This is a genomic window from Nocardia sp. NPDC002869 (assembly GCF_046764065.1).
GTDB classification, from domain to species: Bacteria; Actinomycetota; Actinomycetes; order Mycobacteriales; family Mycobacteriaceae; genus Nocardia; species Nocardia rhamnosiphila.
Window position 1 is genome coordinate 18,147 of record NZ_JBKOOL010000020.1, and the last position, 22,003, is coordinate 40,149.

General features: G+C 68.5%; 26 protein-coding genes. 8 read left to right on the plus strand and 18 right to left on the minus strand.

All coding sequences use genetic code 11. The features are described from left to right. Positions 1 to 100: 100 nt before the first annotated feature. The 5 genes from ACLML9_RS06115 to ACLML9_RS06135 all read right to left on the minus strand — a co-directional run bounded on the left by ACLML9_RS06115 (position 101) and on the right by ACLML9_RS06135 (position 2,950). Positions 101 to 484 carry a cold shock domain-containing protein gene (locus ACLML9_RS06115; RefSeq protein ID WP_411944559.1) on the minus strand — a complete coding sequence of 128 codons (384 nt, stop codon included), beginning with the start codon at positions 482 to 484 and terminating at the stop codon, positions 101 to 103. 26 nt (positions 485 to 510) lie between these two features. Further along, positions 511 to 1,617 (minus strand): SPFH domain-containing protein, encoded by a 1,107-nt coding sequence (locus ACLML9_RS06120; RefSeq protein ID WP_411944560.1) that lies wholly within the window; start codon positions 1,615 to 1,617, stop codon positions 511 to 513. A gap of 23 nt (positions 1,618 to 1,640) precedes the next feature. Next, positions 1,641 to 1,868, minus strand: a complete 228-nt coding sequence (locus ACLML9_RS06125) for a hypothetical protein (protein ID WP_030519873.1) — start codon at positions 1,866 to 1,868, stop codon at positions 1,641 to 1,643. Between the two features lie 66 nt (positions 1,869 to 1,934). Continuing rightward, entirely contained in the window at positions 1,935 to 2,558 is a 624-nt protein-coding gene (locus tag ACLML9_RS06130; RefSeq protein WP_265805964.1) for a TetR/AcrR family transcriptional regulator, read from the minus strand. A gap of 71 nt (positions 2,559 to 2,629) precedes the next feature. Next, complete coding sequence (locus ACLML9_RS06135; protein ID WP_411944561.1) at positions 2,630 to 2,950, minus strand: DUF6191 domain-containing protein; 321 nt, start codon at positions 2,948 to 2,950, stop codon at positions 2,630 to 2,632. Here ACLML9_RS06135 and ACLML9_RS06140 point away from each other — a divergent pair. Beyond that, positions 2,949 to 3,728 carry a phosphatase PAP2 family protein gene (locus ACLML9_RS06140; protein WP_411944562.1) on the plus strand — a complete coding sequence of 260 codons (780 nt, stop codon included), beginning with the start codon at positions 2,949 to 2,951 and terminating at the stop codon, positions 3,726 to 3,728. The genes ACLML9_RS06135 and ACLML9_RS06140 overlap by 2 nt on opposite strands. A 9-nt stretch (positions 3,729 to 3,737) precedes the next feature. Here the strand turns inward: ACLML9_RS06140 and ACLML9_RS06145 are convergent, their stop codons facing one another. Genes ACLML9_RS06145 through ACLML9_RS06160 form a run of 4 tightly spaced genes read right to left on the minus strand, consistent with a single transcriptional unit; the run spans position 3,738 to position 9,119 of the window. Further along, complete coding sequence (locus tag ACLML9_RS06145) at positions 3,738 to 5,057, minus strand: pyridoxal-phosphate dependent enzyme (RefSeq protein WP_411944563.1); 1,320 nt, start codon at positions 5,055 to 5,057, stop codon at positions 3,738 to 3,740. Beyond that, a complete protein-coding gene (locus tag ACLML9_RS06150; protein WP_411944564.1) occupies positions 5,054 to 6,550 on the minus strand; it encodes a decarboxylase in 1,497 nt (498 codons plus the stop codon). Before ACLML9_RS06150 ends, ACLML9_RS06145 begins: the two co-directional genes overlap by 4 nt. Next, positions 6,547 to 7,824 carry a heavy-metal-associated domain-containing protein gene (locus tag ACLML9_RS06155; RefSeq protein WP_411944565.1) on the minus strand — a complete coding sequence of 426 codons (1,278 nt, stop codon included), beginning with the start codon at positions 7,822 to 7,824 and terminating at the stop codon, positions 6,547 to 6,549. The genes ACLML9_RS06150 and ACLML9_RS06155 overlap by 4 nt, the downstream gene beginning before the upstream one ends. Next, a complete protein-coding gene (locus ACLML9_RS06160; protein WP_411944566.1) occupies positions 7,821 to 9,119 on the minus strand; it encodes an aminotransferase class V-fold PLP-dependent enzyme in 1,299 nt (432 codons plus the stop codon). Before ACLML9_RS06160 ends, ACLML9_RS06155 begins: the two co-directional genes overlap by 4 nt. Positions 9,120 to 9,277: 158 nt before the next feature. On the opposite strand from ACLML9_RS06160, the gene ACLML9_RS06165 reads away from it, so the two are divergent. Further along, a complete protein-coding gene (locus tag ACLML9_RS06165) occupies positions 9,278 to 9,697 on the plus strand; it encodes a pyridoxamine 5'-phosphate oxidase family protein (RefSeq protein WP_356953613.1) in 420 nt (139 codons plus the stop codon). A gap of 4 nt (positions 9,698 to 9,701) precedes the next feature. On the opposite strand, the gene ACLML9_RS06170 is transcribed toward ACLML9_RS06165, so the two are convergent. The 3 genes from ACLML9_RS06170 to ACLML9_RS06180 all read right to left on the minus strand — a co-directional run bounded on the left by ACLML9_RS06170 (position 9,702) and on the right by ACLML9_RS06180 (position 11,564). After that, complete coding sequence (locus ACLML9_RS06170; protein ID WP_411944597.1) at positions 9,702 to 10,136, minus strand: CBS domain-containing protein; 435 nt, start codon at positions 10,134 to 10,136, stop codon at positions 9,702 to 9,704. A gap of 118 nt (positions 10,137 to 10,254) precedes the next feature. Then, complete coding sequence (locus tag ACLML9_RS06175; protein WP_411944567.1) at positions 10,255 to 10,473, minus strand: hypothetical protein; 219 nt, start codon at positions 10,471 to 10,473, stop codon at positions 10,255 to 10,257. Between the two features lie 293 nt (positions 10,474 to 10,766). After that, positions 10,767 to 11,564 carry an SAM-dependent methyltransferase gene (locus ACLML9_RS06180; protein WP_411944568.1) on the minus strand — a complete coding sequence of 266 codons (798 nt, stop codon included), beginning with the start codon at positions 11,562 to 11,564 and terminating at the stop codon, positions 10,767 to 10,769. A 351-nt stretch (positions 11,565 to 11,915) separates the two neighbouring features. Between ACLML9_RS06180 and ACLML9_RS06185 the strand changes: the two genes are divergently transcribed. Then, positions 11,916 to 12,134 carry a DUF397 domain-containing protein gene (locus ACLML9_RS06185; protein ID WP_030519885.1) on the plus strand — a complete coding sequence of 73 codons (219 nt, stop codon included), beginning with the start codon at positions 11,916 to 11,918 and terminating at the stop codon, positions 12,132 to 12,134. 82 nt (positions 12,135 to 12,216) lie between these two features. Continuing rightward, positions 12,217 to 13,104: a helix-turn-helix domain-containing protein gene (locus tag ACLML9_RS06190; protein ID WP_411944569.1), complete on the plus strand. Its 888-nt coding sequence runs from the start codon at positions 12,217 to 12,219 to the stop codon at positions 13,102 to 13,104. Positions 13,105 to 13,123: 19 nt separating this feature from the next. On the opposite strand, the gene ACLML9_RS06195 is transcribed toward ACLML9_RS06190, so the two are convergent. The 4 genes from ACLML9_RS06195 to ACLML9_RS06210 all read right to left on the minus strand — a co-directional run bounded on the left by ACLML9_RS06195 (position 13,124) and on the right by ACLML9_RS06210 (position 15,177). Next, positions 13,124 to 13,489, minus strand: coding sequence for a hypothetical protein (locus tag ACLML9_RS06195; RefSeq protein ID WP_411944570.1), 366 nt, complete (start codon positions 13,487 to 13,489; stop codon positions 13,124 to 13,126). Positions 13,490 to 13,611: 122 nt separating this feature from the next. Further along, positions 13,612 to 14,271: an SDR family oxidoreductase gene (locus ACLML9_RS06200; RefSeq protein ID WP_411944571.1), complete on the minus strand. Its 660-nt coding sequence runs from the start codon at positions 14,269 to 14,271 to the stop codon at positions 13,612 to 13,614. 16 nt (positions 14,272 to 14,287) lie between these two features. Continuing rightward, complete coding sequence (locus tag ACLML9_RS06205) at positions 14,288 to 14,794, minus strand: DUF2599 domain-containing protein (protein WP_411944572.1); 507 nt, start codon at positions 14,792 to 14,794, stop codon at positions 14,288 to 14,290. 137 nt (positions 14,795 to 14,931) lie between these two features. Further along, positions 14,932 to 15,177, minus strand: a complete 246-nt coding sequence (locus ACLML9_RS06210) for a hypothetical protein (protein ID WP_411944573.1) — start codon at positions 15,175 to 15,177, stop codon at positions 14,932 to 14,934. Positions 15,178 to 15,578: 401 nt separating this feature from the next. On the opposite strand from ACLML9_RS06210, the gene ACLML9_RS06215 reads away from it, so the two are divergent. From ACLML9_RS06215 to ACLML9_RS06225, 3 genes are all read left to right on the plus strand, one after another. Beyond that, positions 15,579 to 16,454 (plus strand): helix-turn-helix domain-containing protein, encoded by an 876-nt coding sequence (locus ACLML9_RS06215; protein ID WP_411944598.1) that lies wholly within the window; start codon positions 15,579 to 15,581, stop codon positions 16,452 to 16,454. Between the two features lie 186 nt (positions 16,455 to 16,640). Further along, positions 16,641 to 17,666 (plus strand): transcriptional regulator, encoded by a 1,026-nt coding sequence (locus tag ACLML9_RS06220; protein WP_411944574.1) that lies wholly within the window; start codon positions 16,641 to 16,643, stop codon positions 17,664 to 17,666. 40 nt (positions 17,667 to 17,706) lie between these two features. Then, complete coding sequence (locus ACLML9_RS06225) at positions 17,707 to 18,735, plus strand: alpha/beta hydrolase (protein ID WP_411944575.1); 1,029 nt, start codon at positions 17,707 to 17,709, stop codon at positions 18,733 to 18,735. A gap of 234 nt (positions 18,736 to 18,969) precedes the next feature. Here the strand turns inward: ACLML9_RS06225 and ACLML9_RS06230 are convergent, their stop codons facing one another. After that, a complete protein-coding gene (locus tag ACLML9_RS06230; RefSeq protein WP_411944576.1) occupies positions 18,970 to 20,556 on the minus strand; it encodes a GMC family oxidoreductase in 1,587 nt (528 codons plus the stop codon). Between the two features lie 139 nt (positions 20,557 to 20,695). Between ACLML9_RS06230 and ACLML9_RS06235 the strand changes: the two genes are divergently transcribed. Further along, a complete protein-coding gene (locus ACLML9_RS06235; protein ID WP_030519895.1) occupies positions 20,696 to 21,337 on the plus strand; it encodes a hypothetical protein in 642 nt (213 codons plus the stop codon). A 5-nt stretch (positions 21,338 to 21,342) separates the two neighbouring features. Here ACLML9_RS06235 and ACLML9_RS06240 read toward each other — a convergent pair whose 3' ends face one another. Continuing rightward, the gene (locus ACLML9_RS06240) at positions 21,343 to 21,924 is read right to left on the minus strand and encodes a TetR/AcrR family transcriptional regulator (protein ID WP_411944577.1); all 582 of its coding nucleotides are present in this window, start codon (positions 21,922 to 21,924) and stop codon (positions 21,343 to 21,345) included. Between the last annotated feature and the right edge of the window lie 79 nt (positions 21,925 to 22,003).

The window sequence follows — 22,003 nt, forward strand, 5'->3', positions numbered from 1 at the left end:
CTCCTCGGGTCGATCCTCACCCGTATCGACGCCGCGGCCGACGCCGAATCATCGCCCCCGATGATAGGAGTTCGAACCGACAGATGGCCTGATCCGGCCGTCAGCTGTCGATCCAGCCCTGTTCGACCGCGAAATCGGTGAGCCGCTTCCGGATGGCCACGATCTCCCCGGCGGTCAGCGCCGGGGAGGCATCCAGTAGAAGTTCGGTGACCAGCCGGGTGTGTTCCTCGGCGGTCAGCCGGGCGCCGTCGGCGACCGGTTTGGGTCGTGGGTGCTGGCCGCGCGGGGACCGTAGGTTGATCGCCTTGGGGCCCCGATCGCCCTCGGTGACGTCGAATTCGAACACCCGGCCCTGCCGGAGTTCGTCCTCGTCGAGGCCGATATCGTTGACGTGTACGAACACGTCGGGTCCACCGTCCTCGGGCCGGATGAAACCGAAACCCCGCGATCCGTCGAACGACACCAATTTCCCGCTGGCCACCACACCGCTCCTCGCCGCAGTTCTGCCGGTCACTCTATATCCGGTTTTTCCTCATCGGTGGCCGAAAGCGCCTTTTGTAGCGAATTGAATACGGTGAGCCCCTGCCCGACCATGCCGTTGAGCAGTTCACCCACCCCGTCCGGCCCGTTGAGAACGGTCAGATTGGCGTTGGACAGTCCGCGCGCCGCCTGCTCCACGATGAGAGGCAACTGCTCGATGAGCATCTGATCGAGCGCGATGCGGTTGTGGGAGGCCGCCGCCTCGGCCTGGATCCGGGTGCGGCCGGCCTCGGCCTCGGCGAGGATCCGCACCCGCTCGGCCTCGGCCTGCGCCGGTTTCACCACCTCGGCCTGCAACTGCTGTTCACGCAGTTCGGCTTCCTTTCGGGCCTGGGCGGCCTGGGCGCCCAGCACTTCCTGCTGGGCGAGCGCGGCGGCGAGCGGCCCAGCGGCCGCGGCCTCCGCCTGGGCCTTGTCGATATCGCGCTGGTAACCGGCCTTCAGGATCGCCGTCTCCCGGGCGTACTCGGCCTGTTTGCGCAGGGATTCCTGTTCGGCCTCGGCGGAGCGCTGCGCGGCTTGCGATTCGGCGATCTGTGCGTCCCGGTGTACCGCGGCGTTGTGCGGCGCGGCCAGGGCGGTGATATAGCCGAGATTGCCGTCGTCGATGGACTGGATCTGGAACGAGTCGACCCACAGGCCGATATTGCTCATCTCCACTTTCGACGCGACGAGGACCTCGTCGGCCAGCCGCTGCCGCTCCCGGATGATCTCCTCGACCGTCATGGAGCCGACGATGGACCGCAGATGACCGGAGAAGATCCGGCCGGTCAGCACCGACATCTCCTGCGCCTGTTCGGAGAGGAATCGCTGGGCCGCGTTGACGATCGACGCCGTGTCGTTGGCGACCTTGAAAGCGATGACCGCCCGCACCTGCAGCACGATGGCCTGTTTGGTGACGCAGCGTTCGCTGATCTCGGCCTCGAACATCGCCAGCGACAGGTACCGGACCTTGCGGAAGAACGGCATCACCCACGTACCGCGGCCGATGATCACCCGGAAGGGTGTGGCGTCGCTGCTCTTGGCGCCGCTGACCAGCATCGCCTCGTCGGGATCGGGCACGTGATAACCCAGCACGGATGACTCCTCGCGTCGTGTTCCTACGGCGCCGGGTCCGGTGTGAGGGGTATCCAGGGCACCACATCGGCGATACGACCGGAATCGACAGCGACGACCAGCACGGTGCTCCCGGCCGGGATCGTTTCGGCGGCGCGCGCGATATACCCTTCGGTCCCCCCACGTACGGCCACCAGGACCTCACCCAGCGTCCCGGGGCCTCGGATCGGCGAGATCAGCTTACCGGTCGATCCGACGGCTTCGTCGTGCAATTCTCTCGAACCTCCCTGCCCGGCGGTGATTTCCGGGCACCGACCGTTTCGCCGCCGGACCCCGGTCTACCGATAGAGCCGGCGGTAGGCGCCCAGCATGGCGACGAGGTGATCGACGATCTCCGTCCGGGTGGCGCGCAACGATCCGTTCAGCCAGGCCGAGAACATTCCCGCGTTCCCGCTCGCCATGGTGACGGCCGCGAGGCGGCGGCGGACCGGATCGTCGATCTGGGAAAAGAGATGGTCCTGGATGAGCCGCGTGAAAGCGGGCATGACGGCGATGGTGGTCTGGCCGAGACCGGTGCTGGAGTACGGCTCCACCAGGAACAGGCGCGATTTGCGGGGGTCCTCGAGCACCTTGTCCACCAGGGCCTCGGACAGGGCCCGGTCACGCGAGGCGTCGTCGGCGACCGCGAAGGCGGTCATCGGATCGAGGAAGTCGTCGGCGATCTGCCGGTACAGGACATCGAGCAGTTCGTCCCGGCTGGCGAAACTCTCGTAGAAATATCGATCGGTGAGGTTGGCGCGGCGGCAGACCGCACGCATGGTGACGCCGGCGGCGCCGGATTCACCGATCAGATCCAGTGCGGCCTCGAGCAGTGCGCTGCGCCGTGCCTGCTTCCGCTCGGAAAGCGTGGTGCCACCCCAGATCCGGGGTCCGCTGTCGTCCGATCGCTGATCTGAATGCACCCGTCCACAGTAGTGGGCTCGCGTCGTGGGCCGTGCCGGGTGGTCACGGTGCCGCACCGCGGTGCCGCGGGTCAGCTCGCGGCGTCGCGGTGTGGCGGGCGGGCCACGAGCACCGCCCGGCCGGCGGTGAGATCGATCCGGTCCCGCGGCGGTGCCCCGTCGGATTCCTCGTCGCGCAACATGGTCTGCGCGGCGCGGTGATCCAGCTGGTCGCGTTTGCTCCCGTACCAGAAGGCGGTGATCTCCTCCACCCCCGCGGCCGCGAGCCGGGTGGAGGTGTGGTCGCCGGTCGAGTGTCCGGTCTTCGGGAACCGGGTGTACACCCAGCGCAGCGCGGCGGCGGCCCCCAGCAGCAGCATGGCGATGGGCGCGCCGAGGAAGAGGACATCCATGGATCTCAGGGTAGCGGCGGAGCGGGTGGCGCCCGCCCGTTCCCGGCCACGCCGGGCCGGAGCCGGCGAGCGGTGGGCGACTAGGCTGAAACGCGTGGTCGTGCTCGCTGTGCTGCTGTTCGCCGTGGTCGCCGCGACGACCGGTTACGTCGTCGCGGGCGATGCCACGACCCAGGTGGACTGCCCGCTGCACGAGTGGGCGCTGACCCTGCGCACCGATCCACTGACCGCGGCCGCCACGGTGATCACCCATCTCGGCGGATCGGTGGCCATGTGGACACTGGCGCTGCTGGTCTGCGCGGTGCTGCTGCGGCGCGGCGCGTACGCGGATCTGCTGCTCGTGGCCGGAGTGGGCGCGGCCTCGGCGGTTCTGGTGCCCGTATCGAAGCAGCTGATCGGCCGGTCGCGGCCGCCGGTGGCCGGACAGCTGGTGGAGGTGAGCAATCCGGCCTTCCCCTCGGGGCACAGTGTCGGTTCCGCCGCCGTGGTGGGCGTACTCGCCGCACTGTTCTGTCTGCGGACCGCGCATCGCGTCGCCAGGGTGATCGTCGCGGCTTCGGCGACCGTTTTCGTGCTGCTCGTGGGGCTTTCACGGATCTACCTGGGGGTGCACTGGCCCACGGATGTACTCGCCGGCTGGGCGCTCGGTGGCCTGTTGGTCGCGATCGGGGTGGTGGTGCGGACCCGGGCCGAGGACACGCCGGCGGGCCCGGACCGTTCCGCAACCACCGCCGGCTCCGTGACCGCGGACCCGGCGGTGCGGGACACCCGCCGCTGACCGGGTCGTTCAGGCGCCGCGTTCCAGATCCAGGCCCGCGGCCCGCCAGCCCGCGATACCACCGTCCAGGCTGTAGGCGGTGTGGCCGGTCCGGCGTGCGGTCGCGGCGAACTGCCGGGAGATATCGCCGGTAGGACAGGTGAAGATCACCGGTTCGGCCCGGGAGAACGGTGTCCCGTGCGCGAACAGGTCGGTGAGCCGGTCGTCGGGGATATTGATCGCGCCCGGGATATGGGCTACCCGGTATGCCATGGCGCCGCGGGTGTCGACGATCACCGGTCGCGCCGTACGGAGCAGTTCGGCCATATCGGTGGGGGTGAGCCGTGGTGCGGCGGCGATCTCGGCCGGGTCCGGTGGACGTGGGCCGGCGTCGCGGCCGAACAGTTCCGGCCGGCGCTGTGCGATATAGGACAGGTACGGTTCGAGCCGGTCGCAGACGATGATCACTCCGACGGTGCGTTCGCCACCGCGGTCGCCGCCTCCGAGCACCTCGCGCGCGGCGGCGTAGGCGGCGCCGCTGGTGGGTCCGGCCAGGACCCCGTATCCGGTGGCGAGTTCGAGCGTGGCCTCGATCGCCGGGCCCGATCCCACAGTCCGGATCTCGTCGTAGAAATCGGGCTGGAACAGGCCCACCTCCCACATCTCCCGTTCCGACCGGATCCCGGGAATGAAGTCCTCGCGTTCGGAGACCACCGCGACCGTCCGCAATTCCGGATGGAACTTGCGCAGGTAGCTGCCTGCGCCGCGGCTCGACCCGGTGGTGCCCAGTCCACCGAACAGATAGTCGATCCGCTCGATCCCGGCGGCGGTGAGATCCTCGTGGATCTCCCGGCCGGTGCCGTCGTGATGGGCGGCGATGTTCTTCTCGCTGGTGTACTGGGACAGATGCCGGAATCTGCCGGGCTCGGCGGCCATGGCCGCGTCGATCGCCGAGTACACATCGTTGGGTGTGGTGGGGTCCGGACATTCGGACAGGCCGGGGAGCTCGACGATCTCGGTGCCGATCAACCGGAGCAGATCGCGTACCTCGCCGACCTTGATCCGGTTGGTCATGGCCCGCAACCCGATACCGTGGATCGCACCGAGGAGGCGTAGCGCTTTGGCGGTGTTTCCGCTGGATGCCTCGATCAGCGTCTGCCGCTGTGCGCGCAGCGTATCGAGTTCGTCGCGCAGCATCGCCCAGGCGACCCGGTCCTTGACCGAACCGAACGGATTGTGCGATTCGAGTTTGGCGTACAGGTCCACCCGGTCGAGGCCGTGCACGGCCGGGTCCAGGCGGAGCAGGGGGGTGTCACCGATCAACTCGGTGATGTGCTGGTGGATCGTCACGGAACCTCGGGTGCGTCGGAGTAGGCGGCGGGGGAGGCCGGTGGCCGGTAGTCCGCGTCGGGTGTCGCCAGGAAGCGCCCGTCATGGCCGGCCACCGCCACTTTCTCGGCCGGGGGATGCATGGCGGCCGCGGCCGCCGACAGATCCATGTGATAGCCCGCCGTATTGGGGAAAACGATCAGGTCTCCCGGCCGCGGCAGCCACGGCAGCCAGACCGTATGTGTGGTGACGAGATCTCGTTCGAGGCAGAGCCGGCCGGCCAGGAAGACACCGACCGGATGCCTGGCCGGTTCGGTCCCGTCACCCGGCAGCAGAAGGGGATCGGCCATCACTTCCTGATCGGCCGGTGTCACTGTGTCCCGGCTGAGGTCCAGGTGGACGAGCAGACTGCCGTCGGAGGCCTCTTTCACGAATTCGACCCGGGCCACGGTGATCCCGGCGTGGTCGGCGAGCGCTTTACCCGGTTCCAGCCAGATGTCGAGGAGGTTGTCGGCGGCCACCCGGGCGACACTGCGGCCGCCGTGGTGGGTGAGCGGGGCGGCCAGGAAACCCGCCAGCATCTCGGCGGCGGTCACGGTGTTCGCGTATTTGTGGAAGACCGGTGTCCCGCGTACCGTGCCGCCGTCGACCTGATAACCGAAGGTGTTGTTACCCCAGCTCATCGCGGCGCCGTGGCCGGCGAGTGCGGCACGCAACCGGTGCACGTAATCGTCGAACCGGGCGCCGTCGGCGGTGAACACCTGGCGCAGTCCGCCGCCGATGTCGAGGACCGACGGTGCGAGTCCGGCGGAGTACGCCTGTTCGAGTAGCGCGAAACACGTGTCGGCGGCGCGTACCCGTTCGGCGGTATCGCCGGTGTCCAGGTGAAATGCCGTACCGCGGAACAGGAGCCGATCCCGGTGCCGCGCCAGCAGCTCGAGCGCGCGCTGCATCCGGGGCACCGGGATCCCGAAGCGACTCACCTGCGAACCCGGAAAACCACTGACCCGGAGCAGCACCGGGACCGGCGCGGCCGGCTCGGCGAGGTCGGCGAGGGTGCCCAGTTCCCATTCGTTGTCGACGTTCACGGTCACCCCGGTGCGCACCAGTTCCCGGAGGAACGCTTCGCCTTTGGGGCCGGTCGCCTCGATCCGGCCGGCGTCGAATCCGGCCGTCAGCGCCGATTCCAGTTCACCGGCCGATGCCACGTCGATACTGATCCCGTGCGCCGCGGCAGTGCGTACGAAGGCCCGGGACCGGTTCACCTTGTGCGCGTAGCAGAGGCGATAGCCGGTATGCGCCGCGTCGAGTACCGCGGTGAGCCGGTCGATATTGCGCGCGAACACCTGCGGGAACAGCAGATGCAGCGGTGTCCCGAAGCGGTGCAGCACCTCGTCGAATGCGCCGCGATCGGCGAGGAAAGCCGCGACTTGTCGATCCCAGTGTGCCGGTAGGGCAGGTGACCCGGTGTGCTCGATGGGTTCCGGACGGTCCGGGCGCATCCGCACGGTCATCCGAGGCTTCCCGGGCGTAGCGGTTCGGGCCGCTCGCCGACCGGGTTGTAGCCGCCGTCGCGCAACGCCTCGAAGGCGCGGACCCGATTGCGTGGACTCCGGAATTCCGCCACGACCCGCTTGCTGTCGAGGTCGATGTCCACGACGCGGATGTCCATCGACTCCAGCACTCCGCCGATCGTGCGAACACAGTGCTTGCAGGTCATATCGGGTACGTAGAAGATCCGGTCCTCCACCGTGGCCGGGCCGGTGCCGAGGTCCTCCCCCGCCGGCGCCGCCACCGGTTCGCAGCGCCGGGCGAAATCGGTGAACACCTCGACGAAGCGGTGCACCACCTCGGCCAGCACGCTGGAGTTCGCACCCCCGTCGCGGTGTACGACCGCGGCCGGGCAGGAGGGTTGTTCCCCGCGCGGTAACAGGGCGTACTGCCGGGAGATGAGATCCAGATCGTCGTGGTACCGGGCGATCGCCGCGGGTACGGTCAGCCCCTCCTCGGTGGTCGCCCGGTCCATCACCCGGTGCGCGTCGGCAATGGTCGCGTCCTTCATCGCCCGCAACGTGGCGATCGACTTGGCGGTGTAACGCACCGATCCGCCGGATTCGGGGCGCAGGCTCACCGGAATCATGCCCCGTCGATAGGTCGATGCCTGCAGTTCCCAGAACCACCGGGTGGCGACCGCGGTGAAGATCCCCGAATCGCGCAGTCCGCGGGCGAATTCACCCGGGGTCCGGTACGGCGTCTGCCGCGCGATGAGCGCGTGCTGGGCCAGCGCCCGGCCCGCGGACTCGACCCCCACCCGGAAGATATCGATGGGTTCGTGATCGGTGGTGGTTCCGGCCAGCACCCCGAGCGCCGCCACGTCCAGATGCGCTATCCGATCGGCGAGACCGGCATTTTCGTCGATCGAGCGCCAGAGCGCGAGCACGGCTTCCCGGGTGGCGATCGGCACGAGCGGGCCCGGTCCATCGGCCCGGTAGAACCCGGTATTGGGTATCCCGGCGCTATCGGTCCAGGTCATCCGGTGGGTGGCGGGGGTCACCGCGTCGGCGGGGCAGGGGCGCATGAACCGTTCCAGGTACAGCCGTTGCGAGAACGTGAGATGGCTGCCGGGTTCGGGGCGCAGTTCGGTCGCGGTGTACTCGAAGCGGACCGCTCCCGCCGGCGGCTGGTCGGCGAACAGTCCCGGCCGGGCGAGCTCGGCGAGGATCCGCGCGGCGGCCCGCCGGTCGTACCGGGTGACGGTGTCGGTGGATGCGCTGATGTCTGTGCTCATAGCAGCTCCTCGGCGAGGGTCCGGACGCAGTCGACGAAGCGGTCGATATCGTCGAGGCAGGTGTAGACGTGGGTGCTGACCCGCACCGATTCGGGATCGCCCCCGGTCTCGGGCATACAGTGGGCGCCGGTGCGGACGAGGAAACCGTATTCGGCGAGGACGAACCCCAGGTCGGCCGCCGAAATACCGTCGAGGGTGAACGAGACGATGCCGTACCCGCTGCCGTCCCGCGCGTGGGCGGGCCCCGGCAGGAACGTCAACCCCGGCACCGCCCGCAAGCCGCTGATCAACCGCCGGGTCAGCGCTCGGTTGTGCGCCGCGACGGCGGGCATACCGTATTCCTCGAGAACCTCCAGCGCGGTGCCCAGCGAGAGGATGCCGGGAATATTGGCGGTACCGCCCTCCAGCAGGCCCGGCATGACGCCGGTGCCGACCCCCCCGGCGGTCAGTACCGCGTCGGTACCGCCGCCGGGCAGGAACGGCCGCAGTTGCGAGTGTGTCCGCTGCCGGCAGTAGAGGATTCCGGTGCCCGGCGCCGCGAACATCTTATGGGCCGCGAAGGCCGCGAAATCGGCCCCGAGCGCGGTGACGTCCACCGGGAGGTGGCCGCCGCTCTGGCTGCAGTCGAAGCACAGGCGGACCCGTGGGGGAATCCGGTCGCGCAGTTCGGCGAGGGTGGTGCGGGCGCCGAATACATGATGCAGGTGGGTCACGGTGAGCAGCCGGGTACGCGGACCCAGTTTCGCGGCGATATCGGCGGTGTCGGCCTGTCCCGCCGGGGTGACCCGGTAGGGAACGAGTTCGATCCGGCGCCCGAAGCGCGCGAGGGTGTCCCGCAGCAGGAACCAGGGCGAGATATTGGCGGCGTGGTCGCGCGGGCTGTAGAGGATCTCGTCCCCGTCCGCGAGCGCCGTGAGACCCCAGGACAGCGCGACGGCGTTGAGCGCCGCGGTCGCGCCACCGGTGAAGACGATCTCGTCGGGCCGGGCGGCACCCACGAAGCGGGCGGTCGCGGCCCGGACCGCGGCGATGCGCTGAGTGAGCGCCGTGGACCAGGGGTAGGTGCCGCGGGCGGCGTTGGCGGTGGCGGTCGAGTGGTAGTCGCGGACGGTGTCGATCACCGCCCGCGGCTTCTGCGTTGTGGCGGCGCTGTCCAGATAGGTCTCCCGGCTGCCGACCAGGGCCGGAAAGGACGCGCGGATCTCCGGCGGAAGCAGTCCGGGGGCCGGGCGGACCGGTGCGGGAGCCCCGGCGGAGGGGGACGGATGATCCGGTCGGCGCAGGGGTGATCCCATGTGATCGCTCCTTCCGCCGATCCGTCCGGACTGCGAACAACGATACTCATCATCGGAAAGTTCGCCCAGTGCGCTTGGTGCGCATACGGTCTCGCCGGCGCAGAGCGCCGGGTGACGAGAGGTTCGGAGATGTCGGTGTCCGGCGTTATGGTGCCGGTATGCCACTCACACTCGACGAACGTCAGGCGTTTCTGGCCGAGCCGCATATCGGCGCGCTCTCGGTATCGGCGGGTCCGGAGCGGGGTCCCCTCACCGTGCCCATCTGGTACCAGTACGAGCCGGGCGGTGAGCTCTGGGTGCTCACCGGCCCGGAATCGGAGAAGATGCGCCGGATCCGGGCGGCGGGACGGTTCAGCCTGCTGGCCGAGCGGGTCGAGCCGACCGTCCGCTATGTCAGCGTGGAGGGTCCGGTGACCCGGGTCGAGCCGCTGACCGACGAGCGGCATCGCGAGATGGTGGCGCGCTACCTGCCGCCCGGACGAGTGGAGGAGTACCTGTCCTTCGCCGCGGCCGAGCTGGGTGAGCATGTGGTCGTGTTCATGCGCCCGCAGCGATGGTTGTCCGCCGATCTCGGCTGAGTGATCAGTAGCCGCCCTGCAGATATTCGACGAGCTGCTCGCGTTCGGTGGCGAGTTCGGAGATGGCGCTCTTGACCACGTCGCCGATGCTCACGATGCCGACCAGTTCACCGTCGGACACCACCGGCAGATGCCGGACCCGGAGATCGGTCATGATCCGGCGCAGCCCCTCGACATGATCCTCGGGGGCGCAGGTCCGGACGTCGGCGGACATGATCCGCGAGACCGGGGAATCGAGTAGTGCCGCGCCGTGCCGGTACAGGGCGCGGACGATATCGCGTTCGGAGACGATTCCGGCGATCCGGCGGCCGTCCGGGGAGACAACGACGGCTCCGATGTTGTGTTCGGCCAGCAGCGCGAGCAGCGCGCGGATATCCAGATCCGGACGCGCGGTCGTTACGGCGCTGCCCTTGTTGTGCAGTATCTCGGCGATTCGCATGGTCACCATCCACTCGGGCGCGGGATTCCAGAATCTCGCGCCCGACCCGTCGACGCCAGCACGAATCGGCATCGACGGCTTTTTTCGAAGTCGTACGGTGAGCGGAGCCGTCGATCGGCTACTCGTCGTCGAGGCCCGCGGAGAGATAGGCGGCGGCGGCCAGCCACTGGCGGCACTGCGGGCCGTGCACATCGTGGATGTGCAGGATTTCGCGTGCCTGGCGATAGGTGAGTACCGGCGGTTCGGAATTGCAGTCCGTACCGGCTTCGGGGGCCGCGTAGCGGCGTAGCGGGTCCGGGTGGTGCCCGAGCGAATGACCGCCGGCGGCGGTGCCCACGGCGTTCCGATGGGGACTTCGGAATGGTTGGATCATTCGGTTGCCCCTCACATGCGACGTTGCGGGGCGACACCTCCGGCTACTGAATCCGCCGAGAAAAATGCTGTGTATCGCCCCTCCTGTGCGCCTGAGTCTAAGCCGCCGTCGCTTACAAATGCAAGTACATCTGCAAACAACAGACGAAATCGCACGAACCCTACTGCCGGTGTTTTTCACGGGGCGACCGGCGCTGTGACACTGCGCCTTCCGCGACATCGAGCCCACCGTCCTCGTCCGGGCGGGCGGCACGGGTTCTATGGTGTGCGGCCCACGCCGCCGTACGCGGAGATCGCCGGCCGGGATTCGCCGCCGGGGGTGTCCGGGCGCCACCGGTCGATCGGGACGACGCCCGGTTCCACCAGTGTCAATCCGTCGAATACGGCCCGGATCTCCGACTGGGGGCGGGGGGTGTAGGGCACGCCCCCGGTATCGGTGTAGTTCCTGCACAGCGTCACGTAGGCCGCACTGTCGTCCGTACCATCCCACAGGACCAGATAGCTGCCGGACGGGGTGGCCTCGAGCACGGTGTGCACGATCCGCCGCATCTCCGCGAAGGATTCCGCGTGGCCGAGCACGCCCATGAACATCACCGCCACCGGCTCGGTGAAATCGAGGACGTGCCGCGCGTCGGAGACGATGAGTTCGGGCCGGTGATAGTCGGAGTCCAGGTAAACGGTGACACCCGCGTCGGTGGTATCGGCCAGCAGCGCGCGGGCGTGGGCGAGGACGAGCGGATCGTTGTCGACGTAGACGATCTTGGATTCGGGCGCGACGCGCTGGGCCACCTCGTGGGTGTTCTGCATGGTCGGCAGGCCGGTGCCGATATCGAGGAATTGGCGGATCCCCTTCTCCGCGGCCAGGAATCGCACCGCCCGGATGAGGAACTGCCGTGACTGGACGGCCATGGTGGTGATCTCCGGATCGACCGCGATCCCCGCGTCACCGGCGATGCGATCGACCTCGTAGTAGTCCGTGCCGCCCATCCAGTAGTTCCAGATGCGGGCGGAGTGCGGGATATCGGTGCGGATCGCGGGGCGGTGCTCTTCGGACATGGCGGACTCCTGGGCGGTCATGGTCGGAACGCGCCGGCACGGAGACCGGCGGTGGGCCCGACGGCTGGTGAAACCGATGTCCACTGCGACAGTACAAGACTCGACGCAGCCGATCCGGTGGTCGGCGCGGTCGGATTCGACTCCGGCGCTGCCTTCGAGGGCGTGCCGCGGGCGTGGTCACCGGTGCCCGCCGGGGCCGTGCGCGGGCACGGGGGCCGGTGAACGCGGTGTGGCGAACTTCGTGCTATCGTCCTGATGTCGGTGCAGATGCAAGAACACCTGCGTTTGCATCTGTAAGGACCGACGGTATGCGACAGTGGCGTCAGCGACCATGAGCAAGGAGTGGGTCCTATGTCGGAAGTAACGAACCAGGTGATCGGAGCCTGGCGGAAGAGCACCTTCAGCAACCCGAGCGGGAACTGTGTCGAGTTCGCCGAGGCGGCCAACAATCTGGTGGCCATGCGTAATTCGCGCTTCCCCGACGGTGGGGTGATCTTTTACACGCGCCCGGAGATCGAGGCTTTCCTGCAGGGTGCCAAAGCTGGAGAGTTCGACGATCTGGCGGGTTGAGAGGTAACATGGGCCGTCGGCGTGGTGCGCCCGATCCGATGAGCGGCGTACCGTGGGTTAGCCCGAAATCGGAGACGACTCCATGATCGCAGAGCCTGAGAACCGTGGTGGCGCGCAATCCGTCGAGGCGGAACGTGGCCCCACGGTTCTACGTATCGCTCTGGGTGGCCAGTTACGAAAACTGCGCGAGAGCAAGAAGATCACCCGAGAAGCCGCGGGTGACGCCATCCGCGGCTCCCACGCCAAGATCAGTCGGCTCGAACTGGGCCGGACGAGTTTCAAAGAGCGTGATATCCGGGATCTGCTGACGCTGTACGGCGTCGACGATCCGGGCGAGCAGGAGAGCTTTCTCGAACTCGCGCGTAAAGCGAACGAACCAGGATGGTGGCACCGCTACGGCGATCTGCTGCCACCCTGGTTCGGCACGTATCTGGGTCTGGAGCAGGCCGCCAGCAAGATCCGTACCTACGAATCGCACCTGGTGCCCGGCCTGCTGCAGACACCGGATTACGCCCGGGCGGTGGTGACGCTCGGCTACGAGGATTCCGATACCGATCGCCGCGTGGCATTCCGCCAGCGCCGGCAGGAAATACTGCATCGTGCCGATCCGCCGGTCGTCTGGGCGGTACTCGACGAAGCGGCACTGCACCGTCCGGTCGGTGGCCGGGATGTGCACCGGGCGCAGATGGAACATCTGCTGGATCTGACCCGGCTGCCGAATGTGACCATCCAGGTGGTCCCCTTCTCCGCGGGTGAACATGCCGCTGCGGGAAGCTCTTTCACCATTCTCCGCTTCGCCGAGACCGAGCTGCCCGATATCGTCTACCTCGAGCAGCTGACCAGCGCGCTGTATCTGGACCGGCGTGAGGATCTGGCGCTGTACCTGTCGGTGATGGACCGGTTGAGCGTGCAGGCGGCGCCGCCGGAAGAGTCGCGCAGGATCATCGCGGACTATACGAAAGGCCTGTGAGGTCGAGTCGAGTTGCGCGTCAGGCCCGGATGAAGGTCGACGCGACGCGCCAGAAGGTGTCCGGCTGCAACGACCGGAAGTCCCAGTCGTCCGCCAGGGCGTGCGCGGTGGTGACGATCTGGTCGATATCGAAATCGTCCCGAGTCGCCGCACCAGTGGATTCGATTGCGTCGATAACGAATTCCACGGCGCTTTCGCGCGTCGAATCGCCGAGCGGGTGGCCGCTGTGGAGGCCGAATGTTGTCATATCAATACCGTTCGCCGGCTTGCCGATCGGGGCGGGATCGATTCTTGCTGGAGTAGTTGCGAATCGGGTCGGATCCGCCGGACTCTCCCGCAGGTGCGGCAGTAAACCACTGGCGAATGGTGTCGTCGGCTCACTCACGCGGCCTCCCCTTGTTTTCCCCTGTATAGCGTTGTGGGAAGAGTCTAGGTCGCTGGTGCTTTCAAATGCAAGTACATCTGCACGATCGATTCTTTGCGTCCGAACAGTTTTCAATGCCGGAATCAGTGTGCCAACGCGGCGACCGCGGCCTCGATAGGCGTGCTGCCGGCGACCAGATCCAGGGTGCGGCCGGCGGTATGGTCCGCTTCGAGCAGAGCGGCGCACACCGCGGCCACGTCCGCGCGGGGAATATCCCCCCGGTCGAGCCGCGGCGGCGCCAGGGTGACCGAACCGGTGCCGGGGGAGTCGAGCAGGCGACCGGGCCGCAGGATGGTCCAGTCGAGGTCGCGGCCGCGCAGATCGTCCTCGGCCTGGGTCTTGGCGTCGATATAGGCGGCCCACACCTCGTCGGTGCCGGCGGCCGGGGCCAGACCCGCACCCATCGCCGAGATCTGCAGGAAGCGACGGGTCCCCACCCGTTCGGCGGCCTCGGCCAGCAGGACGGAGCCGTCGCGGTCGACGGTGTACTTGCGGGCCACCCCGCTGCCCGGCCCGGCGCCGGCCGCGAAAACCACCGCGTCCGCACCCTGGACGGTCGCGGCCAGGTCGGTCACCACCGCCTGCTCCAGATCCAGGACCACGGATTCGGCGCCGGTCGCGTAGACCTCCGGCGCATGCGCGGAGTTGCGGATCAACGCGATGACGCTGTGGCCACGGCCGGTGAGGAGTTCGGCGAGCAGGAGGGCGATCTTGCCGTGTCCACCGGCGATGACGATGCGCATACGGGTCCTTTCGTGGTCAGCGTTCGGGTCCGCCGGGATTGCAGGCGGCGTCGACGGTCGCGTCATAGCCCACCGGCGGCCGCCACGGTTCGAGATTCCAGGTGGGTTTGTCGGGGGCGATGAGACGTGCCCAGTCCCAGTGGCAGCGGAACTGGTCCCACATGCCCGGGGTGTCGGCGGCCGGATCGGCGGTACGAATCTCCTGCCAGGCGCGGAGGTCGGATCCGGGATAGGTGGTGTCGCGGCCCGCCCGGGTCGGGTGGATCTTCAGTCGTGGGCCGTCGGCGTTCTCGGTCCATTCCAGGTGATCGATCAGGAGCTGCCCGGCGTACGGATCGACCGTGGGAGTGGGGCGGGGGGTGCGGGTGACGGCGGTCGCCGGCGCCGTGATCGTGGGCGACGTGGTGGCCGCGGGCGCCCTGCCGGACCTGATATCGGAGTCCGAACTCGCGCAGCCGGTGGTGGCCAGGGCCGAGAGAATCGCCAATACCCCGGCCGCGCGGGCCGCGGAATCGATCGGCATACTCGCTCCTGCGCCTCGGAGCCGGCCCGCCCGTCGCGCCGGCTGCTTCCGAGCCTAGAGGGTCGCGCCGCTGCGGTGCGGATCTGCCGGTGAGTGTGGCGCGCGCCGGAGTGCGCGCGCCGCGCCCGGCCGGTCGCTCAACGCCACAGGCTGTGACAGGGTAGCCGGCGCAGACCGGGCCTGATCTTGCTGTCCACCGTTACGGTGAGCCCGGCGTGCATTGCCGCGGAGGTGAATTCCCAGGCTTCGGCATTGGTCGCCGCGTATTCCAGGACGAGGGCGCTGTCCGCGGTGATGCCGTCGAAGTAGACCGTGACCCGGCGGGTGAGGTGGTCGCGGGCGATGTCGTCGCGTTCGGCGGTGGCCGGTGTCGTGGCGTCCAAGATCCGCGTCTCCTTCCAGGCGTCCCCGACGGCGCCGTTGTGTGCCACAGTAGGTTCGCGCCATTGCTGAGAACATGTTCCGGCGCCGTATTCGGGGAATTCACAGCGTGCCGCGGAGGGGTCTCGGGGCGATTCACACCGGTGCGTACCCGCTCCCGTAGCGGGGGTGGCGGGTATGAACCGCGTCGCAACGACTCGGTTCGGCGAGCCCGATGCCCGGTTCCCCCTCCGGCGAATGTCGTTTACGCCTCGACTGTTTCGTTTGGTCTCCGGCACGGCTCCCATGCGAAACTCGAATAATGGGTGCTTCTGGAATGCGATCGGCGTTGGAGGCGGAGACCTCGGCCGGCCCGGGGTTCACGGCGCGAGCCGCGGCCGACGGCGGGCCGACAGTGCTGCGGATGGTGCTCGGCGGCCGGTTACGGCGGCTGCGCGAGGCCAGCGGGTTGTCCCGGGAACAGGCCGGTGACCATATCCGTGGTTCGGATTCGAAGATCAGCCGGCTCGAGCTCGGACGCACCAGTATTCGTGAACGCGATCTGGTGGATCTGCTCGGGCTGTACGGGGTCACCGACACCGAGGAACTCGACGCGTTCCAGGAACTCGCTCGGCAGGCCAATACCTCCGGGTGGTGGCACCGGGACAACGACTGGCTGCCGAAATGGTTCGATATGTACCTGGGTCTCGAACAGGCCGCACAGGTGATCCGCTGTTACGAACCGCGTATCGTGCCGGAGCTGCTACAGACCGCGGACTATGCGCGCGCCCTACTGACGCTGGCGCATCCGGGGGAGCCGGAGGACGCGATCGAACGCCGGGTGGCGCTGCGGATGCGCCGCCAGCACATTCTCGACCGGCCGCATCCGCCGCATCTGTGGCTGATCGTGGAAGAGGCCGCCCTGACCCGCCGGATCGGCGGCTCGAGGATATGGGGTGCGCAGATCGACCGGCTGCTGGCCGCTGCCCGGCAGCCGCACATCACGGTGCAGATCCTGGCCGATCACGTGGGCGGTCCGGCGCTGGCCGACGGCGCGTTCACCTATCTCCGGTTCGCCGAGGCGGATCTACCCGATATCGTTTACCTCCAGCAGCTCACGGGCGCTCTGTATCTCGACAAGCAGGCGGACCTGGACGCCTACCGCGCGGTCGCCAATCAACTGTCGGTGCACGCGGCGCCGCCGGAATACACACCGGGCCTGCTGACGGCTCTGCGCCGGCGCCAGCCGCGGATCATGGATCAGCCGGCCCGCCGGGAACAGGGCGGCGCCGGTCGCTGATCATCCCCGGGACCGGCGCAGGGCTCGCCGGCGGTCGCGCCGAATTGCCCGAGTATTGAACTCGCAAGGGGTAACTCGTTACCGTCTTGTGATCGAACCCAAACCGCGGGCCGGTCACTGATGAACTCTCCGGAGTACCGCTGGATCGTATCTACCGGCCGCGAGAGAGGTTACTGTTCGGTAGTTATGGTGGGCAGTAGAGCCGATTCCGGGAGCACGGACCTGGAAACCGAACTGGTGGCGCATCTGCGGCGCCCCGATCGATTCGGCGGAATCGCGGAGGTGGGCACGACGGTGCGGCGGTGTCTCGCCGATATCGCCGAAGTCCTCGCGCCCGAACCTGCCGCCCCCGCCGCCGCGCCACCGGCGGTCGTGGCCGCGGCGGTGCGCTGGGCCCGGGAGGGGGTGGCACTGGAAACGGTGCTCACCGCCTGCCACGAATGTGCCCGGGACGCCGTGGAATTCCTCGCGGAACGGATCGCCGCCGCGGCATTGCGAGCCGAGGCGATGGTGGACGGGGCCCGGCTGCTGGTCCGGGTGGTGGAGGTGGTGAGCACTGCCGCCGCGGCGGCGTATCTGGACGAGCACCGGGTCGTCGCGCGGGAACATCAGACCTCGGCGCAGACGATGGTGGCCGCCCTGCTGAGCGGGCACGGAGTGGCCGCACTGGCAAAACGGTCCGGTTTCCGGGTGGCGCCGGCCTATCAGGTGGTGGCGCTGGCGCTCCCACCGCACGCCGAGGAGCGCGCGGGCGGCCCCGAAGCGGTCTCGGCCGCCCGCCGGAAACTGCGCCGGGTGCAGGCCGCGCTCGGCACACCACTGGGGTCGCGGTCGCTGTCGCTGCTACGTGCCGACGGCGGAACTGTGCTGATCCCGCTGGAAACGGACCGGTCCGGTCCGGTCGGTCGCACGGCGGCGGGGCTGATGAGCGCCGAGGTGCTGCAGTTGGTGGCCGAGGCCGCGGAAGTGCGGCCCACGGCGACGGTCGCCGCGGGCGCCACCGCGGACGTACCGGAGCTGGCGGGGCGCACCCAGGATGTACTGGACCGGCTCCGTACCAGCGGACGGCCCCCCGGCCTGTACCGGATAACCGGCGACGCCACCGCGGCACAGGACGACGCGGTCGCGGACGCGCTGCGAATGCACCGGCTGCCACGTCCCGTCGCCGCGCCGGGCCCGCGCGCCGGTCGGGGCACGCCGGGAGCCGCGTGATGGGTGAGCCGGGTCTGCGAGCGTTACTGCGAGGTACGAGATGAAATTACGCGTTCCGTTCCTGGCCGCACTGGCCGTACTGGGCGCAGTCGCCACCGCGATGCCCCCGGCCGCCGCCGACCCCGCGGGAAACCCGCCGCCGGCGCCGGCCACGAGCGCGCAGGAGTCCGGTGGCCGGTTGCTGCGCGTCCAGGTACTCGACGATCGGCGGATCCGGTTACACATCCGTTCGGCCGCCATGGGCCGTGAGATCGCGATCGACACCCTGGTCGGTTCCGGTCCGGCACCCCGGCCCACGCTGTATCTGCTCGACGGCGTGGACGGCGGCCCGACCTCGGGGTGGCTGACCAAGGGGGGAGCGGCCGAATTCTTCGCCGACAAACCGGTCGACGTGGTGCTGACCACCGGTGGTACGGCCAGTATGTACGCCGACTGGATCCGGGTGGACACCGCGCTGGGCATGAACCGCTGGGAGACCTTCCTCACCGAAGAGCTCCCGCCGATTGTCGAAAAGTATCTGGGCTCCAACGGATCCCGGGCGATCGCCGGGGTGTCCATGGGCGCGCAGGCGGCGATGATGCTGACCCAGCGGCATCAGGGTTTCTACCGGGGCGTCGCCGGGATGAGTGGCTGCTATTCCACTTCCGACCAGCTCGGCCGCGCGGTGACGACCATGACGGTGGCCTCGCGGGGCGGCAATCCGGAAAATCTTTTCGGCCCGCCTGCTTCGCCGGAGTGGCTCGCTCACGACAGTCTGCTCGGTGCGGATACATTGCGGGGCACCCGGATCTATGTGTCGGTGGCCAACGGTTCGCCCAGCAACGCCGCACTGATGTCGATCGGTGGCAGCCGCGAGATTCTGGCGGTGCTGCTCGGCGGCGGCTCGCTGCTGGAGTCGGGCGCGCACCTGTGCACGCAACGATTCGCCACCCGTCTCACCGAACTCGGCATTCCCGCGGTGGTGGATTATCTGCCCGCGGGGATGCATTCCTGGCCGGATTTCGAAGTGCAATTGCATCGCAGCTGGCCGACCCTGCGGGCCGCTCTGGAATTACCGCAGAATTCGTGATTTACCGCAGTCCCGTGTGACTGCCCCGGCGGCCGGCCCGACTCCACCGGTCGGCTCGGAGCACACACGGCCGCCGCGGATTCGTACGGGTCGTCCGCCGCACGGCCTGTATCCCCTCGTCCGCGCGCGGCGGCAGTACGCCCACCGGGTGGCCACCGCTCGGTTCACCCGGTGGGCTCGGCCGATCCGGTTGCCACCGGCCCTGTACCGCGTCCGGGCCGGTGGCACCGCGATCTATGCGCGGGTGAGGAAGTCGGCCGCCTGGGCCCCGATGAACATACTGGGCGCGTGGGTGTGCCCGCGTACCAGCACCGGCATGATCGAGGCGTCGGCGACGCGCAGGCCCCGCACGCCGCGTACCCGCAGTTGCGGGTCCACCACACTGTTCTCGTCCGAGCCCATCCGGCAGGTGCCGGCCGGATGGTAGAGGGTGTGCGAATAGCCGTTGAGTGTCAGCGCGCGCGTGGCTTCCGACGCTCCGTCGGCGGGTGCGTCCGGCGGATAACAGAGGGGACCCAGCACCTCTCGCATGGCGGCAGTATCGGCGATCTCGGCGCAGTACCGCAGGCCGGTCATCAGCGCCGCCCGGTCGATGCCCTGCTCGTCGGACAGGTACTTCGGATCGATCACCGGCTTGGCCAGCGGATCACCGGAGGCCAGTGTGATCGTGCCGCGACTGTGCGGGCGCACCAGAACGGTCGCCAGGATGACGCCGTGGGCGGTCGGCTCGATCAGGCCTTCGTGGTAGAAGGGCGCGGGCGCGTAGACCAATTCGAGGTCGGGGTGTTCCAGCTCGGGGCGGCTGCGGACGAAACCGTACGCTTCACCGACGTTCGAGGTGAGCATGCCGCGATGGCGCAGCAGGTAGTTGATCAGCTGGGCCGGTTTCTCGGCGTCGAACAGCGAATCGGTGTCGACCCCGTAACCGAGTCCGGTGACGAGATGATCCTGCAGGTTGACGCCGACCTCGGGCGCGTGGTGGCGGACCGTGATCCCGTGGCGCTCGAGTTCGGCGCGATCGCCGATACCCGAGAGCATGAGCAGTTGCGGGCTGTTGATCGCGCCGCCGCAGAGTACGACCTCGGTGCGGGCCGTCACCTTCTCGAGGCGGCCGCCGCGCATGTATTCGACACCGACGGCGCGGTCGCCGTCGAACAACACCCGGGTGGCGGTGGCCTCCGGGTACACATCGAGATTGCGCCGCTTCAGCGCCGGTCGCAGATACGCGTCGGCGGTGCTCCAGCGTCGCCCCTTGTACTGGGTGACCATGGTCTGGGTGAAACCCTGCGGTTCGGGCAGGTTCGGTTCCTCGATGGGGAAACCGCGTTCGGCCACTGCCCGCAGATAGGCGGCGGTCGACGGACGCGGGCTGCGCTGATGCGAGATGTGCTGGGGGCCGCCGGTGCCGTGGTCGGGACCGCTGGCGCCCTCGACGTTCTCGATCGCCCGGAAGTGCTCGACCGCCCGGTCGAAGCCCCATTCCGGCCCCCCGGCGACCGACCACTCCTCGTAGTCGGCGCGGAAACCGCGCACCCACATCTGGGCGTTGAGCGAGGACGAGCCGCCGAAGGTTTTGCCGCGGGGCCAGTAGATCTGCCGATCGTCGAGCTGGGGCTGAGGTTCGGTGAGGTAGTCCCAGTCGTAGGGGGTACGGAAGAGTTTGGCGAAGGCGGCCGGTATGTGGATGAATTTGTCCTTGTCGGCCGGGCCGGCCTCCAGCAGGATCACCGAACGGCCCGGGTCCGCGCTCAGCCGGTTCGCGAGCACGGCTCCCGCCGATCCCGACCCGACGATCACATAGTCCGCACTGACTTCTGTCACCTTCGCACCTTTCGATCTCGTGTACCCGCAAACATACGAGAGTGGAGCCGGACGCGAGGCATCTTCGCCGCGGTGTACGAATCGATCGGAAAACCTCGTTCGCGGGTGACTTCGCGCGCTACCGGGGTATAACCGGCGCATGAGTTACCCGGTGGATTTCGGGGTGCTGCAAGCCGGTTCGATCCTCGCGATCATCCTCGGTGTGGCCCTGTTGGTTTCGGCGTTGTTCGCATTGCGCAAGAGGGGCCCGCGGGCCCTGATCGCTCGGGGCGCCGGCGGGGCGCTACTTCTGGCCGCCGCGGCGCTGGTGCTGTGGATCGCCACACTCGTCCAGACCTACCTCGGCCTGACGGGGGAGGTCCGGGCGGCGCACGTGGTGGTGGCGCCGGTGTCCGGCGCGGAGCATCAACTCGAGGTACAGCTGACGCTGTTCGATACCGACGGTGGTACCACCGAGCGCAGTACGCACCGGGTCGAGGGCGATATGTGGGTCCTGCAGGCGCAGTTGGTGGAGCTGGAACCGTGGGTCAATGCCCTCGGCTTCCATTCCGGGTACAAGGTGTCGCGTCTGTACGGGCAGCGGCTCGACGGGGTGGCCACCGCGCAGAACCACATCTTCCTCAACGGCGGGGATCGCGACTTCTTCGAGGATATGAGCGAAAACCGCTGGTTCACCTCGCCGTTCGTCCGGTCGGCCTACGGCAACGCGGTGATCGCGACGCCCGGCGAATACGACGTGTTCATCTCGCGCGACGCCATCAAGACCCGCGCGGTGGAGTGAGCGCGCTACCGGTTCTCGATCGCGGCCCGGCAGATTTCGCTCAACTCCTCGACCACCGTATTCAGCGCGGCCGGTCCGCGTTCGGTACGGGCGACGATCAGCGCGCCTTCCAGTGCGCTGATCACCAGTAGCGCGATGGAACGGGCCCGCTCCGGCCGGGCCCCGTCCTCGACGAGTTTGGCGGCGATGAGTTCGCGCAACGTATCGAACGCCGATCCGGCGGCGGCGACGGCGCCGGGTTCGTTGCCGAGTGCGGCGGCGGCGATCGGGCACCCGAGCGCGTAGTCGTGTTTGTCCAGCCCGCGGGACAGCATATCGGCGAGTGCGCGCAGGGCTGCCGAGGCCCGCGGCGCCGTCAGCGCTTTGGTGACTCCGCGGGTCACCCGGCTGCTCGCGGCCCCGGTGGCCTCGGTCATCAGCTGTGCCCGGCCGCCGGGGAAATGGTGGTACACCGATCCGCGCGGTGCGCCACTGGCCTGGAGTACGTCGGTGAACGAGACGGCCGCGACTCCGCGCCGCCGGATGAGTGATATCGCGCTGTCGATCATGGCCGCCCGGGGCCCGTCGGGATCCTTCGGTCGTGGCATGCGCTGCTCCCTCTTGCCCGTGATTACTATGCATGTTGTCATACTTATCGATGTCTCGCCGTGTCAGCGGCCCGATTTT